Source organism: Bacillus sp. NPDC057893 (assembly GCF_042796455.1).
In the GTDB taxonomy this organism is placed as follows: Bacteria; Bacillota; Bacilli; order Bacillales; family Bacillaceae_G; genus Bacillus_A.
Genome location: NZ_JBHVNG010000002.1, coordinates 20,074 through 35,151, shown reverse-complemented (window position 1 = coordinate 35,151; position 15,078 = coordinate 20,074). Strand labels below are relative to the sequence as shown.

Below are 15,078 nucleotides of genomic sequence, written 5' to 3'. Positions count from 1 at the left end.
GTCTGATACAATTTTATTAATACATTTGTAAAGGGGACAAGCGGATGAAAAAGTATGTATTTTCTTTACTTGTAGTACTGAGCTTAATTCTTACTGGATGCGGGAGTACTGGTACAAATGAAAAAAAATCTTCTGAATCAAAAGAAGAGCATGACCATGCCACGCATACTCAGCAAGCTGACATTCAAGAAAAGACAAAAGGAGTCGACACACTTCCGGCCTTCCTAGACAAACTTGATCCACAAATGAAAGACATCTATACTGTCGCTGGACAAAATGCTGAACTATTGGATTGGATTCCTTGTTACTGCGGTTGTGGTGAAAGTGTAGGACATAAAAATAATAAAAATTGCTTTATTCGTGAAATCAAAAAGAATGGTGAAGTTGTTTGGGATTCCCATGCAACAACTTGTGTAAATTGCTTAGAAATCGCAGTTGAATCTGCTTCGATGAAACAAAAAGGAAAATCAACGCTTGAAATTCGTAATTATATTGATAATAAATACAAAGAAGGATATGGAAAACCAACACCTACGCCAATGCCAAAAGCTTAAAAAACGAGGAGACTCCTCGTTTTTTTTCTTTTCATTCACTTTTTTTCTTAACAAATTCTTTCAAGTGTATTTCTCCTCGCTTATCACACACTATATATAACTCTTCGGTAAGGAGGGTAACACAGTGCAAACATATAACGACTATGACAAAGCTCTCTATTACACGTATTGCTGTAATTGGGATAAACTACTCGTTTTAATGGTTCAAACGAATGATCAACTATTTTCTAAGCGTATTGAACACTTTTTACACGCTTATCAATACAGTAAAGAATTACCAGAAGTTGACAAGCAATTGCAGCTCCTATTTCAATATATTGACCATGCATCCCAGAAGTCACATGTAGAAGAAGTAGTAGAGCAAATTCAAATGTAAAATATAGCGCTATTCTCTCTTAGAGAATGGCGCTTTTTTGAACATTTTTATATCAATAAAAGTTTTCTTTTACAAAACTTTTATTGATAAACATATTTTCTCTTTCTTTTCTGTACTACTTCATACTATAATTTAGTATGTAACTATTATAAGTGAGGTATAAAATATGGGACGAGAAAAAAAGCAAGAGTATGCTTTATTTACTGCATGGGGAGCTTCTTTTATTGCTACGCTAGGTAGCCTATACTTTTCCGAAATCATGAAATTTGAGCCTTGTGTCCTTTGCTGGTATCAACGTATCTTTATGTATCCATTCGTTTTATGGCTCGGCATTGCTGTAGTAAAAAAAGATTATCGCATTGCAAGTTATTCCTTACCAATTGCAAGTATTGGTGCTTGTATTTCTTTATATCATTATGCAATTCAAAAAGTTTCAGCACTATCAGCTGCAGGAGCAGCTTGCGGACGCGTACCTTGTACGGGAGAATACATAAATTGGTTTGGCTTTGTGACAATCCCGTTTTTAGCACTTATCGGCTTTATCACAATCGCTATTTGTAGCTTCATTGTAATTAAAAACAAGTAAGGAGATGAAAAAATGAAAAAAATGCTTATATTTGGCGGTATTATTATTGCCTTGTTTGCAGCAATTTTCGCTGTAACACAAATGGAAGAAAAAAATGCTTCAACAAGCCAAAAAATTGATAATGCTACTAGTCAATCAGATGGTCCTGACTACTACACAAACAAAATTTCTCTTTCAGATCTCCAAAAGAATTTAAAAGAGAAAAAAGAAGAAACAGTATACTTTTATCAAACATCTTGCGTTCATTGCCAAAAATTATCTCCTATCGTAGTACCAATGGCTAAAGACTTGAATGTTGATATGAAAGTTATGGATATTGAAAAATTAGATGCTCCTTGGGATGAATATAAAATTAAAGGTACTCCAACAATCATTCATTTTAAAGATGGTAAAGAAGTGAGCCGTATTAGCGGCGAACAACCGGAAGACAAATTAAAAGAGTGGCTTGAGCAAACGAAAAAATAATAAGAAAAGGAAACTCCTTCTATACATGAAATGCGTGTAAAATCCCACACTAATGTATAAGGAGGGGGTTTTATGCCAGAAGTGAAATGCTCTGTTTCCAATTGCTCATTTTGGGGACAAGGTAACCTTTGTCAAGCAAGTGCAATCGTTGTTCAACCTGATGCACAAGAAGCAGGTCAAATTGAAAACAGTTCATATACAAACACTACTTTAACAAACGAGACGCTTGAAAGTTCTGTAACAACGAGTGTAGAAACGTGTTGTCATACATTTAAACCGAAATATTAAACGTAAAAGCATACGATTAGTCGTATGCTTTTTTACATTACCCTCCAAAAATCATGCATCATAAAAAAGTACAAAATAACGAGAAGGACCGTCCCGCATAAAGTAATGCGTCGATATACACTCTTCTCCCCTTCCCTCGCTTTAACAAATGCCCAAATAAATCCGACGAACAATATTAAATCAACATATGGAACATAAAAGGAGAAGACGAGTAACGCATATACATACACGATAAATAAACAAGTCGTGATTAAGAAAATTTTAAATGCAAATTCACTTTTCATAATGTGACCGCCCCCCAGTCTGTACTGTATTATATTCAGCAAAACATAATAGTTGCTGTTTCAATTTTTTCATCTCACTATTTGCAGGCACACGATTGGTATGAAATCATTAAAACCAACTAAACTTCATCACAAATAAGCTACCGCCTATACACGGTAGCTATTATGGAACATTATATTTCCTTTTATATATGTTACTTAAAATCGAATAAGGTAATTGCTCATAACGAATTTTTTCTCCCGTTTCATCTACAATATACAAATTGTTTCCTATATAATAGGTTCCATCTTTTCGTTTGGAATACACTGTATATTTTTCAGTTGGCAATACCGTTTTTATTTTCGTCAATTGTCCATTTGGTTCTTGCCAATATATATTTACACGGTCTACTAACGTAAGCATTCCAATTTGTTCTTCTTCTACTTTACGACCATTCCAACTCACAACACGATAACCAAGCTTATACGCTTCATATTCGGGACTCGTATGAAAACGCGAAATAATTACTTTCGTCTGTAATTGTACTCGGTCGTATAACCATTGTATGTCCCGATCGTGCATGCGAATACAACCATTCGACTCCCGGCTTCCAATCGTCCATTCCCGATTTGTTCCATGAATCGCATATTCCTTTTTATCTAGACCCAGCCACCTCGTACCGAGAGGGTTATTTGGAGCACCCCCAGCTATTTTCTTACGATGGTATTCTTTATTTTTATATTTAGTTATAATACAAAAATTCCCTTCAGGCGTTGGGGTGCTATCTCTTCCTGTCGTTATCGGAAATGTTCTAGTATAGTTTCCCTCTTCAAAAAAAGACAGCTGATTCGTTGTAAGGTTAACTAATATTAAATGATCTGTATTAGCAAAAACGCTAGCTGGCAGGCAGAAAAATAGGATTACGATAAACCATACTTTCTTCATCTAAATCCTCCCTAGCACTAACATCATAATAAAGTGAAACTTTACTCGTTGGGGGATTTTGTCCATCCCCACTGAGGATTAGCCTTCACCAATCGGGCATTTATCTCCCACCTAACTTTCTTGTATTCACCGAATTTTGAGGTAGGAGTCTTACTGCCCGCAAATAGCGGGATAAATGCAATTAGCTTTACTTTGCTCTTATAAATGAAAACTATCCATTCACAATTACTCCACCATTTACATGCATCATTTGCCCTGTCACATATGCCGAATCACTAGACGCCAAATATACATATGCAGGCGCTAATTCATACGGCTGACCAGGCCTTTGCATAGGAACATTGCTCCCAAACTGTGATACTTTTTTCTCATCAAAACTGGATGGAATAAGCGGTGTCCAAATTGGGCCTGGTGCAACCCCATTTACACGAATTCCTTTTTGTACTAACGACTGAGATAGCGATCTTGTAAAAGCGACGATTGCTCCTTTCGTTGCAGAATAATCGATCAACGTTTCATTTCCTTCATACGCAACGATAGATGCCGTGTTTATAATTACATCACCTTGCTTTAAATGAGAGAGTGCTGCTTTCGCAACGTGAAAATAAGAAAAAATATTAATGCGAAACGTTTTTTCTAACTGTTCCGCTGTAATATATTCTAATCCTTGCTGCGGATATTGCTGTGCGACGTTATTCACTAAAATATTTAAACTACCTAGCTGTCGGGCGGTCTCTTCCACAATATCTTTACAATGTTGTTCATTACTTAAATCACCCGGCAACAATACACACTTTACGCCTTCTTTCTCAACAAGTTTTTTCGTCTCATTTGCATCTTCGTCCTCATCTAAATAAGCAATCGCAATATTTGCTCCCTCTTTTGCAAAAGCGATGGACACAGCTCTCCCAATCCCACTATCTCCCCCTGTAATTAATACATTCTTTCCTTTTAACTTTTCGCTTCCTTTATAATTAGGATCTTCAAACTTTGGACGAGGATTCATTAATGATTCAATACCAGGCTGTTTATTTTGATGTTGCGCTGGCATCGTTACAAAGTTTTTTTGCTGCGGCATAACTTCCTTCAACTCCTTTCCCCTTATAATGCGCACAATAAAAAAAACTACTTACACATTAAAAAACCACAATTCACACACAGTTTTACGGTTAATATTCGAATTTACGACATAAAATAGGAATTGTTCTAAAGTTTTTATGCAAAACTATTGCAAAATAGTTAAAAAACGAATATTATATATAACTGTTGTGAAAATTATTCGTAAAAAGAAAGGATGTTTATATGTTTAACCTTTCAAAACATAAAACTTCTATTAAAACTGAAATTATGGCAGGTATTATTACCTTTTTAACAATGGCATATATCATTGTCGTAAACCCTGTCATCCTTGGGGATGCAGGCGTTCCATTTGAGCAAGCATTTACAGCGACAATCATTGCAGCTGTTGTCGGAACATTATTTATGGCGATCTTTACTAATCTACCAATCGCAATTGCACCAGGTATGGGATTAAATGCTTACTTCTCTTACTCTGTTGTAAAAGCTCATGAAGGCATGACTTTCGCGATTGCATTCTCTGCTGTATTCGTAGCAGGTATGATTTTAATTTTGTTATCATTCACATCTTTCCGTACGAAATTAATGGAAGTAATTCCTGAAAACTTAAAACATGCACTTACTGCTGGTATCGGTCTTTTTATTGCTTTTATCGGTTTGCGCTTAACAGGAATTGTTACAAAAAATGATGCAAACTTAGTTGGGCTTGGCGATCTTCACTCTGCTCCAGTTCTACTAGCATTAGCTGGCCTTGGAATTACAATTATCCTTATGTCTTTAAATATAAACGGGGCACTATTTATCGGAATGTTATTAACTGGTATTATCGCTTACTTCACAGGTCAATTAACATTCTCAAACGGCGTTACATCAATGCCTGGATTACCAGAAGGAATTATCGTTTCAAATCCAATTACTGCTGTATCTGATGTAATTAACTACGGATTATACGGCGTTGTGTTCTCATTCTTCCTCGTTACACTATTTGATACAACAGGTACACTACTTGGCGTTGCACAACAAGGTGGATTTATGAAAGACGGAAAGCTTCCAAAAGCAGGACGAGCTCTTCTATCTGACTCATTCTCAGCAACAATTGGAGCTATGTTCGGAACAACACCATCAACAGCTTACATTGAATCATCTGCTGGTGTTGCAGCTGGTGGTCGTACTGGTTTAACAACTGTTACAGTAGCTGTTCTATTTGCATTAGCAGCATTCTTCGGACCGTTAGTGAGTGCTGTTTCTGGCGTTTCAGCTATTACAGCACCATCATTAATTATCGTTGGTAGTCTTATGATGGGCTCAGTTCGCCACATCGATTGGGATACATTCGATGAAGCATTCCCAGCATTTTTAGTAATCTTAAGCATGCCACTTACATCAAGTATCTCAACAGGAATTGCACTTGGATTTATTTCATACCCACTTATGAAATTGGCAAAAGGACAATTCCGTGCTGTTCACCCGCTTGTGTATTTATTCGGAATCTTGTTCGCTTATCAATTAGTTTTCTTACCACATTAAAATCCCTCATAAAGAGGGATTTTTTATTTACAAAAAAACATTTGACAACAGTATATACTTATGGAATAATTCTAAATAGTTAAATATTCGATGTCTTATCAAGAGCAGGTGGAGGGATGAGCCCTACGAAGCCCGGCAACCGACCCATTTATGGGCACGGTGCTAATTCTTACAACACATTGTGTTGAAAGATAAGAGTAATATGATAAGACGTCTTTTCTATATGAAAAGACGTTTTTATTTTCACTCCCTCCTCTCTCTTCTTAATTTAGGAGGGATTTTTTTATGAAAAAATTATGTTCCACCGTACTCATTATTCTCTTACTCGCATTAACAGCTTGCACAAATGAACAAGATGCTATCTCTTCACAAAGGCAACAAACGGTGAAGAAAGAAGCTACTACAGCAGAAAATCATTTACAAACAGAAATTCCAAGCCAAGTAAAAAAGCCATTAAAAATCGCATTAATTATGCAAATGTCCATCGGAACTTTTTCCTCTCAATATATTGAGGGTGTCAAAAAACAAGTCGAGCTATTCGGTGGCAGTGTGCAAGTCTACAATTCTGATAATGATTTAGCAAAAATGGCAGCAAATCTAGATACTGCTATTAATTCAAAAGTTGATGGTATTTTAATTGATCATGGTCGCTCTGAAGCACTAAAACCCGGAGTAGAAAAAGCATTACAAGCGAACATTCCTGTAGTGGCATCTGATAACGACCTACGCTTACCAGGCGTAACGATTATTGATCAAGATGACTATAGTCTTGCATGGAAATCATTAAAAACGTTAGCAGAAGATCTGAATGGACAAGGGAATATCGCCGTCGTATGGGTTGGCGGATTTTCTCCAATGGAACGTCGCAATGTTATCATTGATGCTTTTTATAAACGTTATCCAAATATAAAAGAAGTGGCACGCTTTGGTACCGCTAGTAATAACACACCACTTGATACACAAACACAAGTAGAAGCTTTACTAAAAAAATATCCAAAAAAAGGTGACTTACAAGCTATTTTCGCTTCGTGGGATGAGTTTGCTAAAGGGGCCGTCAAAGCACTCGAACAAGCTGGTCGTACAGATATAAAAGTATACAGCATCGACTTAAGTAATGAAGATTTACAACTCATGCAAAAAGAAAATTCACCTTGGACTGCTACGGCTGCAACCGATCCAGCTGAAGTCGGTAAAGTTCAAGTGCGTTTCTTATACAAGAAAATCGCTGGTGAACAAACGCCAGATATTTATTCACTAGAACCTTATTTAGTAAAGAAAAATATTTTACCACAAGAAAATATAACGATGGATCAATTATCAAAACATATAAACGGTTGGGGAGACTCGAAAGATGCATATTCACCTTGGATGAAAAAATTAGAGAAGGAGAAAAAATGATGCCATTCTCTCTTCAAAACATTACACATTCTTATCACATCGCTACCCCTGTACTAGAAAATATTTCTATTAACATACAAAAAGGAAAAGTTCACGCTTTACTAGGAATGAATGGTGCAGGAAAAAGTACTTTACTAAAAATAGCAACTGGTGAAATTCAACCAGTTGCTGGACACATAACAATTAATAATCAGCCCGTTTCTTTTACTTCACCACGCGATGCAAAAAAGCATGGTATTTCTTTCGTAACACAAGAAGTGGATCACGGACTTATTCCTGGATTATCCGTATTAGAAAATGTACTAATCGATCATTTAGCAATGCAAAATAAAGCACTATTTTCAAAATCAAAATTAGTGGCACTCGCTAAACAATACTTGCAAGCTGTACAGGCCGACTTAAATATGCTTGAAGATGTTTCAAACTGCTCATTACATGAAAAACAATTACTTCTCATCGCAAGAGCTCTATCTAACAATACAAATTATCTTTTATTAGATGAGCCAACTTCTTCTCTTGGACCAAAAGAAGTCGAAACCTTTGGAAAACTATTAAAAGATTTAACATCAAAAGGAATTGGCATCATCCTGATTTCTCATCGTTTATCAGAGATTCGAAAATTTGCGGATGAGGTAACTGTTTTATATAAAGGTAAAGTCGCACTTTCTGAAACCATTACAACGATTACGGATCAACAAATTGTTGAAGCAATGACTGGAAAACAACTTACACTTCCTATTAATACAACACCAAAACTCGGGAGCGAAGAAATATTGAAAGTACAAGAACTTCAATTACACAAAGACCATCCTCCGCTTTCTCTTACAGTACGAAAAGGAGAAACTGTTGTGATATACGGATTAATTGGAAGCGGAAAAACAACACTTGCTGAAACTTTATTTGGTGCTCGTCATACTTATCAAGCAGAAATCGACGGTCAAAATATAACGATTAAAACACCGCAAGATGCGATTAAAGCGAAAATCGCGCTTGTACCAGAAGAAAGAAGAAAACAAGGCGTATTTCTTTCGGAAGATATTATAAGTCACACAAATTTACACCAATCAGGTTGGAGACGAAAACAAACCGAATTAAATAATGCTACTGCGGCAATTACTGCTTTCGGCATCTCACCAAATGATCCAAAAGCCTTTATTCATTCACTTAGCGGCGGAAATCAACAAAAAGTCTCAATTGCAAAGTGGCATGGATTCAAACCTAATCTATTTCTTTTGGACGAGCCAACTAAAGGTGTAGACATCGCTGCGAAACAAGACATTTTTCAATCCATTCGTAACATTACAAATGACGGAAATTCCATAATTTATTTCACAGGAGAACAAGATGAAGCGCTACATATCGCCGATCGTATTCTCATACTAGCAAACGGCGAATTTGTTGGTGAGTACTTGCCGAATGACCTATCTCCTGAACAGCTTTTACATTTATCTGAAGGGAGCTTTTCCATTGAATCTCATTCATAAAACTAAAACTAAGAAATTATATTTACCTACCCATCTTTTTTATCAATTTAGCACGATTGCTATCATTATAGGTGTTACAATTTTTTTCTCTATCGCCAACGATTCTTTTTTAACCTACAACAATATTAGTGATATTTTACGTTCCATTTCTATTGTAACGTTACTTGCAATTGGTGTTACCTTTACATTAATTGTAGATGGATTTGATTTATCAGTCGGCTCTACCGCTAGTTTAGCCACAATTACCGCGGCTTCTTGTCTCGTTTTATATCGACAAGAACTAATAGTCACACTCCTTATTCCTATTCTTTGTGGACTATTAGTTGGATTATTAAATGCACTACTCGTTATCCGAATTAAGCTACCAGATTTACTAGCTACATTAAGTATCATGTATATCGTGAATGGACTACACTTAACATTCTCAAAAGGATCTTCTATTTATGAAGGAATGTCTGGTGCCACAGGACATTTTATTCCATCCTTTTTATTTATCGGTCAGGGCTCCGTTTTAGGAATTCCAGTCCCTGTCATTATCATGCTTAGCGTCGTTTTGATTGCATATTTATTTTTAGAAAAAACAACGTACGGTCGTTTCTTTTATATGACAGGTGGGAATCGAGAAGCTGCTAGACTAGCCGGTATCCCTACTGATCGTTACCGTGTATATGCCTATATGATTAGCGGTTTACTTGCCTCTATTGGCGGCATCATTCTATGTAGCCGCGTTGGAACAGGACAAGTTTCAGCAGGCGCCCCATTATTAATGGATGCAGTTGCAGCTGCCTATATCGGTTATGCAATGTTTGGTGCAAAGAAACCAAACATTGTCGGAACATTTCTTGGCTCAGTATTAATTGGAATTATATTAAATGGCCTCACAATGATGAACGTTCCTTATTATGCACAAGATATCATTAAAGGCAGTATTTTAATTACAGCTTTAGCCTTTTCATTTATTAAAAAAAAGTTTAAATAAAAAAGTAGAGCATCGAATTCCGATGCTCTACTTTCCTTTTGCAACAATCACACGAACTACTTTTAGCGCAAGCAGTAAGAGAAAGTTCGCTACTGCTACAAATCCTAGGAAAGCTGCTATCATCAGCTCTCCCATTCCGTTATTAAATACAAGCATAACAGCAGAAATAAAAGCCAAAATAAAGGGCGCTCACAATTTCTAATACCTCTCATCTACCTGTAACTCTTTACTATACTTTTGAATAAAAAATGATGAAATAACCATCATCATTCCTACACTAAACCCAATAAGCTGGTCCAGTAGCATCTCATCATGGATGAACCAGCGAAGTAGAAATACACCACCAAAAATAAGTATCATAGTAAATCCAGTATGTCTAAGCCCCTTATATACATTTTCCATATGTATCACCTCTCCACACAACTTTATCCATATTATACCATAACTAAATATATATATATGTTTCTAAAATGGCATTCAGTTATAGATCAATAATAAAAAAGACTGCGGAGAACTCCTTCTCCACAGCCTAATTATTACTTTTGCAAGAACGACTGTAAATCTGCAAATTGTCTCTTTGCATCTTCATAGCCTTGCTCATATAAACTTTGTAGCTTTGCCGCATCTTTTTCCATACGATTTACTTGAAGCGGCACTTCCGGGCGAATAACAAATAAATTACCCGCTTGCTCTTCTTTTTCAATGTAGTGAAGTGTTTCATTATACACTTCATAACGAGCTAGCATCGTATTAACAAGGTTCGGATATTTTTTATAAGCTTTCGTTGCAATCCATCCAAATTTTGATTTTTTCTTCGCATAACCATGGTTTCTCGTCAAAATAACGACTGATTTTTTAAACCCGTCCGATTGTGCTTTACGCACTGGAATCGGATCTGAAATCCCGCCATCTAATAACTGCTTACCACGGTAATTTACTACTGGTGCAATGAAAGGTAATGAACTAGACGCTTGTAATAAATTTAGCGCATCATCATTCGTTCCCTCTTTTTCAAAATAAACAGACTGTCCTGTTTCACAATCCGTTGTTCCTACAAGAAAGCGTTCGGGACTATTAAAGTATGTTTCAAAATCAAACGGCACATGCTTTTCTGGTATTTCATGAAAAATGAAATCCATATCAAATAACTGACGTTTTCTCCATAAGTTTTTATACGATAAATACTTCGGATGTGATACATAATCAATATTGACCGTTTTGTTTCTATTTCTTTGTCTGGAAAGATACGACGCTGCATGACAAGCACCAGCTGATACACCGACTACATATGGAAAATATAAATCTTGTTCCATAAAGTATTCTAGTATCCCACCAGTATATACACCACGCATACCGCCTCCTTCTAATACTAACCCCGTATTTTCAAGCATGTTATTCTCTCCTCTTTATATACATTGACTCTTTAATTATTCACTATGTTAAGTATCTTTTTCTATTATATATGAGTTCTTTCAGAAATTATATTCAAAAGGCTTGAAAAAAGAGATTTTTTCTTCCAATTATATTTCCAAATGATCGGAGACATCCTTTATAAACCTTTGAATAAAATTTTGCTCTTCTTTCGTATATCCATCTAAAAGTAACAGCCACTTTTCTTCAGCTTGTTTATGCAACTTTTCATGAGCTTTATATATTTCATTTCCTCTTTCCGTTAAGCGGAAGAAAATTTCTTTTTGATTATCTAACATTTGCATCTTCTCAACGAATTGCTTTTGAAACAACTTTGTACAAATTTTAGAGATTGCACCCTTCGTCATTCCCATTTCTGTCGTAATAGCCGTTACATTCATAAGACCATTTTGTCCGATACACTCGATAACATGTAACTCAGATAAAGACATACCACTTACACCTGTTTCACGAAGAAACTTCTCATTATTTTCTTTCATATGTTCTTCTTTTTTATGAAAAAGTGTACGAATATCCGAAATTATTTCCATTTGTTTCGCTGTACGTTCCAATCCGCCCGCCTCCTAAGTTTCCGAAGAAACAATTTAACTATATACCATTTTAAAATCATTTCTCCATCTTTACAAGTGAGAAAATCATGTTAAAATAAATTTAGTTTCCTAGGAAACCAAATGACAAGGAGGTTAACATAATGAAAAAATCCAAACTAAATTTCATTTTATATGTTGTCTGTATTAGTGCTTTACTCGGTTCCTTTTCTCAAAATATTTACACACCTATTTTACCGATGATTCAAAATTCATTTCATACTTCTCTTTATCTCGTAAATTTAACCGTTTCACTTTTCACATTCGTTCTTGCGATTATGCAGCTCATCTATGGACCTTTAATTGATACAATAGGAAGAAAATCTGTCCTTATCCCTAGTTTAATCATTAGTACAATTGGTTCAATCGGTTGTGCTTTCTCACCAAACATTTACTTATTTCTATTCTTTAGAGCTGTTCAAGCTATAGGAATAGCGGCTATACCTATAGTTGCAGCAACGATTATCGGTGATTTATTTGAAGGAAAAGAACGTGGAGAAGCGATGAGCCTTTATCAAATGTTACTTGCTCTCGCACCTGCTCTCGGCCCTCTCATAGGTGGTTATCTCGGCAGTATAAATGGTCACTTATCCGTATTTCTGTTTTTATCTATACTTGGCATTCTCTTATTAATTATAAACATTTCACTACTTCCAGAAACAAAACCAAATGTAATTGAGCAACCTAAAACAAAAAAGAATTACTGGCTTATCTTAAAAAATAAAACTGGATCTTCCATTGCTCTTATTGGCTTTATTCAATTTTGTATGTATTTCTGCTTCCTCGTTTTTTTGCCTAGCATATTAACAAAGATATTTTATCTACACGCAGGTGAAATTGGTCTTATGTTTGTACCGATGTCCCTTTCTATTATGTTAGGAAGTTATTGCTACAAATTTTTGCAAAAACGGCTCACAACAAAGCAAGCTTTATTCATCACTAGTTTCTTCAATATTATATGTGTCACTTTATTCTCTTTCACATATAGCATCAATATCCCATTCATAATTATCGTTACATCTTTATACGGTTTTAGTATGGGACTTTCTATGCCAACTCACACTACTTTATTAACGGAAGAATTCGTACAAGAACGTGCAACTGCTATCGGTATGTACAACTTCATTCGCTATCTCGGTATGGGTGCTGGACCTATTATAAGTGGATTTCTTTTATTTAACCAAAATTATTTTTGGATTTTCTTCATAGGAGCAATTATGTTTCTACTCGTAATCTTATATGCGATGAAAATGCTACGCTCCCCTACCGCACACAAAGCAAAATAGAGCCCCCGAAAGGTCGGCTCTATTTTAAGCTCTTTGATCAGCAACAATATGAATATCAATATACTTCGTTTGTCTCATAATTTCATTTACAATAGAACCTTTTCGTATTTCCTCCCACCGTGTTCTCGCCGATTGCCCGAGTAAAACTTGTGTTACTTGTAGTCTCTGGGCAACTTCAATAATAACATCCGCCGGTTTTCTTCCTTTCGCTTCTTCTAATACAAAACTCGCATCAAATTGATTCGTTAGCGACTTCCACTCTTCAATTGTTTGCTTTTTCCCTGCTGAAAGAGAATCTATATTTTCCCTCTCAACGTTTAAGACATACAATTCAGCGTTTAACCGGTCAGCCATACGCCAACCTCTTCGTATCAACTTCTCCGCTGTTGAACTGTATTGTACACAAACGAGAATTTTTTCTTTCACCCCAATTGGTTCTGTAACTGTTTGACTAATTTTCTCATCCATATCATCTGCCACTTCACGAAGCGATAACTCTCTGAGTGCCCCTAAATTATTGAGTGTGAAGAAATTTTGTAAGCTTTGCTCTATTTTTTCTTCCTTATATATCTTTCCATCTATTAATCTCTTCCGGAGTACCTCGGGCGTTGCATCAACGAGTTGAATTTCATTTGCTTTTTGCAAAATAAAATCTGGAATACGCTCTCTTACTTTTACATTCGTAATTTGAGCTACAATGTCATGAACACTTTCTAAATGTTGAATATTAAATGCTGATAATACGGATATGCCTGCTTCTAATAATTCTTGTACATCCATATAACGTTTCTTATTTTTAGATCCAGGAATATTACTATGCGCGAGTTCATCCACTACAACTACTTGCGGTGCACGCTTTATAATTCCTTCCACATCAAGCTCACAAAATAACTTTCCTTTATACTGTATTTCTTTTAAAGGGACTTTTTCTAAATCAGCAATCGCTTCTTCTGTCTCTTCCCTCCCATGTGTTTCAATTAAACCAATTACAATATCAATACCATCCTTTTTCATTTCTCTAGCATCATAGAGCATCTTATAACTTTTTCCTACTCCTGGAGCCGCTCCTACATATAGCTTTAACTTCCCACGATTTTGTTGACGAATGTATTCTAAATACTCTTCTGGTGTTCGCCTTTGAAACGTCGGTTTATAGTCATCCGCATACAAAACACTCACAACCTTTCTTTCGAAACAACACTACCTCAATCCGTTAGATTGAGGTAGCACTGTTACTATTTCATTAATTTCTGTAATTCTAAATTTAACTTTAAAACGTTCACGCGATCTTCTCCAAACAAGCCAAGTGCAGCACCTTCTGTTTGATCCTTAATCAATTGATCCAGCTTTTCTTTCGGAATATTCGTTAATTTCGAGATGCGATCTACCTGCACAGAAGCCGCTTTTGGACTAATGTCAGGATCAAGCCCTGAACCCGAATTCGTCACTAAATCTATCGGTACTTCTGTAACTGGAACGGCCCTGTTTTGTTTCTTCCAGTCTTCAATACTTTTCTCAACTCGTTTTGCTAATTCTGGATCAGACGGTGCATAGTTATTTGAACCAGATGCTTCTGCTTTATATTCTATACTAGAGACACGTCCATGAAAATAACGTGGATCTGTGAAATTTTGACCGATTAATTTTGAACCAACTACTTCATCCTTATCATTATATATAAGACTTCCATCCGCATTATCCTTCATTACCGCTTGCGCAATACCAGTTACAATAAGCGGGTATACAAGTCCACACAAGACTAGAAATGTAAAAGTAATACGAATAATTGGTGAAAGTATACTTTGTTTTTTCGCCATCTTTTTTCCCCTCT

18 protein-coding genes, 1 pseudogene and 1 riboswitch are annotated in these 15,078 nt (G+C 35.9%); of the genes and pseudogenes, 10 read left to right on the top strand and 9 right to left on the bottom strand.

Annotation, left to right across the window (positions count from 1 at the left end):
- The first annotated feature begins 44 nt into the window (after positions 1-44).
- The 5 genes from ACFVQC_RS08850 to ACFVQC_RS08830 all read left to right on the top strand — a co-directional run bounded on the left by ACFVQC_RS08850 (position 45) and on the right by ACFVQC_RS08830 (position 2,269).
- Positions 45-554 (top strand): PCYCGC motif-containing (lipo)protein, encoded by a 510-nt coding sequence (locus ACFVQC_RS08850; protein ID WP_002063869.1) that lies wholly within the window; start codon positions 45-47, stop codon positions 552-554.
- A gap of 124 nt (positions 555-678) precedes the next feature.
- On the top strand, positions 679-930 hold the full coding sequence (locus ACFVQC_RS08845; protein WP_002150460.1) for a YhdB family protein: 252 nt from the start codon (positions 679-681) through the stop codon (positions 928-930).
- A gap of 166 nt (positions 931-1,096) precedes the next feature.
- Positions 1,097-1,516 (top strand): disulfide formation protein C, encoded by a 420-nt coding sequence (locus ACFVQC_RS08840; protein WP_002116351.1) that lies wholly within the window; start codon positions 1,097-1,099, stop codon positions 1,514-1,516.
- 12 nt (positions 1,517-1,528) lie between these two features.
- Positions 1,529-1,981, top strand: coding sequence for a thioredoxin family protein (locus tag ACFVQC_RS08835; protein ID WP_002201704.1), 453 nt, complete (start codon positions 1,529-1,531; stop codon positions 1,979-1,981).
- A 72-nt stretch (positions 1,982-2,053) separates the two neighbouring features.
- A complete protein-coding gene (locus ACFVQC_RS08830; RefSeq protein WP_377893567.1) occupies positions 2,054-2,269 on the top strand; it encodes a DUF1540 domain-containing protein in 216 nt (71 codons plus the stop codon).
- A 32-nt stretch (positions 2,270-2,301) separates the two neighbouring features.
- Here ACFVQC_RS08830 and ACFVQC_RS08825 read toward each other — a convergent pair whose 3' ends face one another.
- The 3 genes from ACFVQC_RS08825 to ACFVQC_RS08815 all read right to left on the bottom strand — a co-directional run bounded on the left by ACFVQC_RS08825 (position 2,302) and on the right by ACFVQC_RS08815 (position 4,556).
- Positions 2,302-2,553 carry a hypothetical protein gene (locus tag ACFVQC_RS08825; RefSeq protein WP_377893569.1) on the bottom strand — a complete coding sequence of 84 codons (252 nt, stop codon included), beginning with the start codon at positions 2,551-2,553 and terminating at the stop codon, positions 2,302-2,304.
- Positions 2,554-2,716: 163 nt separating this feature from the next.
- The gene (locus ACFVQC_RS08820) at positions 2,717-3,478 is read right to left on the bottom strand and encodes a L,D-transpeptidase (RefSeq protein WP_377893571.1); all 762 of its coding nucleotides are present in this window, start codon (positions 3,476-3,478) and stop codon (positions 2,717-2,719) included.
- Between the two features lie 211 nt (positions 3,479-3,689).
- Positions 3,690-4,556 carry an SDR family oxidoreductase gene (locus tag ACFVQC_RS08815; protein WP_377898655.1) on the bottom strand — a complete coding sequence of 289 codons (867 nt, stop codon included), beginning with the start codon at positions 4,554-4,556 and terminating at the stop codon, positions 3,690-3,692.
- Positions 4,557-4,780: 224 nt separating this feature from the next.
- On the opposite strand from ACFVQC_RS08815, the gene ACFVQC_RS08810 reads away from it, so the two are divergent.
- The 4 genes from ACFVQC_RS08810 to ACFVQC_RS08795 all read left to right on the top strand — a co-directional run bounded on the left by ACFVQC_RS08810 (position 4,781) and on the right by ACFVQC_RS08795 (position 9,943).
- A complete protein-coding gene (locus tag ACFVQC_RS08810; RefSeq protein ID WP_377893573.1) occupies positions 4,781-6,082 on the top strand; it encodes an NCS2 family permease in 1,302 nt (433 codons plus the stop codon).
- 92 nt (positions 6,083-6,174) lie between these two features.
- Positions 6,175-6,280: riboswitch (SAM riboswitch) on the top strand.
- A gap of 87 nt (positions 6,281-6,367) precedes the next feature.
- A complete protein-coding gene (locus ACFVQC_RS08805) occupies positions 6,368-7,480 on the top strand; it encodes a sugar ABC transporter substrate-binding protein (protein WP_377893574.1) in 1,113 nt (370 codons plus the stop codon).
- On the top strand, positions 7,477-8,964 hold the full coding sequence (locus tag ACFVQC_RS08800) for a sugar ABC transporter ATP-binding protein (RefSeq protein WP_377893575.1): 1,488 nt from the start codon (positions 7,477-7,479) through the stop codon (positions 8,962-8,964). The genes ACFVQC_RS08805 and ACFVQC_RS08800 overlap by 4 nt, the downstream gene beginning before the upstream one ends.
- A complete protein-coding gene (locus ACFVQC_RS08795; RefSeq protein WP_377898167.1) occupies positions 8,948-9,943 on the top strand; it encodes an ABC transporter permease in 996 nt (331 codons plus the stop codon). The genes ACFVQC_RS08800 and ACFVQC_RS08795 overlap by 17 nt, the downstream gene beginning before the upstream one ends.
- Before the next feature lie 27 nt (positions 9,944-9,970).
- On the opposite strand, the pseudogene ACFVQC_RS08790 reads toward ACFVQC_RS08795, so the two are convergent.
- From ACFVQC_RS08790 to ACFVQC_RS08775, 4 genes and pseudogenes are all read right to left on the bottom strand, one after another.
- A pseudogene (locus ACFVQC_RS08790) lies at positions 9,971-10,126 on the bottom strand (sugar ABC transporter ATPase); the annotation flags it as partial.
- A 15-nt stretch (positions 10,127-10,141) separates the two neighbouring features.
- Positions 10,142-10,345, bottom strand: a complete 204-nt coding sequence (locus ACFVQC_RS08785) for a hypothetical protein (RefSeq protein WP_377898166.1) — start codon at positions 10,343-10,345, stop codon at positions 10,142-10,144.
- A 134-nt stretch (positions 10,346-10,479) separates the two neighbouring features.
- Positions 10,480-11,334, bottom strand: coding sequence for a patatin-like phospholipase family protein (locus ACFVQC_RS08780; RefSeq protein ID WP_377898165.1), 855 nt, complete (start codon positions 11,332-11,334; stop codon positions 10,480-10,482).
- 129 nt (positions 11,335-11,463) lie between these two features.
- Positions 11,464-11,925, bottom strand: coding sequence for a MarR family transcriptional regulator (locus tag ACFVQC_RS08775; RefSeq protein ID WP_377893581.1), 462 nt, complete (start codon positions 11,923-11,925; stop codon positions 11,464-11,466).
- Between the two features lie 140 nt (positions 11,926-12,065).
- Between ACFVQC_RS08775 and ACFVQC_RS08770 the strand changes: the two genes are divergently transcribed.
- Entirely contained in the window at positions 12,066-13,247 is a 1,182-nt protein-coding gene (locus ACFVQC_RS08770) for an MFS transporter (RefSeq protein ID WP_377893582.1), read from the top strand.
- Between the two features lie 24 nt (positions 13,248-13,271).
- Here ACFVQC_RS08770 and kdpDN read toward each other — a convergent pair whose 3' ends face one another.
- The gene (kdpDN, locus tag ACFVQC_RS08765; RefSeq protein WP_377893584.1) at positions 13,272-14,426 is read right to left on the bottom strand and encodes a KdpD-like non-kinase potassium sensor; all 1,155 of its coding nucleotides are present in this window, start codon (positions 14,424-14,426) and stop codon (positions 13,272-13,274) included.
- 56 nt (positions 14,427-14,482) lie between these two features.
- The gene (gene kdpC / locus ACFVQC_RS08760; RefSeq protein ID WP_002063856.1) at positions 14,483-15,064 is read right to left on the bottom strand and encodes a K(+)-transporting ATPase subunit C; all 582 of its coding nucleotides are present in this window, start codon (positions 15,062-15,064) and stop codon (positions 14,483-14,485) included.
- Positions 15,065-15,078 lie beyond the last annotated feature (14 nt).

Bases quoted from the DNA above. Each gene is read 5' to 3' on its own strand.
- ACFVQC_RS08800 (WP_377893575.1), top strand. From the start codon at position 7,477: ATGATGCCATTCTCTCTTCAAAACATTACACATTCTTATCACATCGCT.
- ACFVQC_RS08770 (WP_377893582.1), top strand. From the start codon at position 12,066: ATGAAAAAATCCAAACTAAATTTCATTTTATATGTTGTCTGTATTAGT.
- kdpC (WP_002063856.1), bottom strand. From the start codon at position 15,064: ATGGCGAAAAAACAAAGTATACTTTCACCAATTATTCGTATTACTTTT.
- ACFVQC_RS08805 (WP_377893574.1), top strand. From the start codon at position 6,368: ATGAAAAAATTATGTTCCACCGTACTCATTATTCTCTTACTCGCATTA.
- ACFVQC_RS08825 (WP_377893569.1), bottom strand. From the start codon at position 2,553: ATGAAAAGTGAATTTGCATTTAAAATTTTCTTAATCACGACTTGTTTA.
- ACFVQC_RS08780 (WP_377898165.1), bottom strand. From the start codon at position 11,334: ATGCTTGAAAATACGGGGTTAGTATTAGAAGGAGGCGGTATGCGTGGT.
- ACFVQC_RS08850 (WP_002063869.1), top strand. From the start codon at position 45: ATGAAAAAGTATGTATTTTCTTTACTTGTAGTACTGAGCTTAATTCTT.
- ACFVQC_RS08830 (WP_377893567.1), top strand. From the start codon at position 2,054: ATGCCAGAAGTGAAATGCTCTGTTTCCAATTGCTCATTTTGGGGACAA.
- ACFVQC_RS08815 (WP_377898655.1), bottom strand. From the start codon at position 4,556: ATGCCGCAGCAAAAAAACTTTGTAACGATGCCAGCGCAACATCAAAAT.
- ACFVQC_RS08810 (WP_377893573.1), top strand. From the start codon at position 4,781: ATGTTTAACCTTTCAAAACATAAAACTTCTATTAAAACTGAAATTATG.
- ACFVQC_RS08835 (WP_002201704.1), top strand. From the start codon at position 1,529: ATGAAAAAAATGCTTATATTTGGCGGTATTATTATTGCCTTGTTTGCA.
- ACFVQC_RS08840 (WP_002116351.1), top strand. From the start codon at position 1,097: ATGGGACGAGAAAAAAAGCAAGAGTATGCTTTATTTACTGCATGGGGA.
- ACFVQC_RS08820 (WP_377893571.1), bottom strand. From the start codon at position 3,478: ATGAAGAAAGTATGGTTTATCGTAATCCTATTTTTCTGCCTGCCAGCT.
- ACFVQC_RS08785 (WP_377898166.1), bottom strand. From the start codon at position 10,345: ATGGAAAATGTATATAAGGGGCTTAGACATACTGGATTTACTATGATA.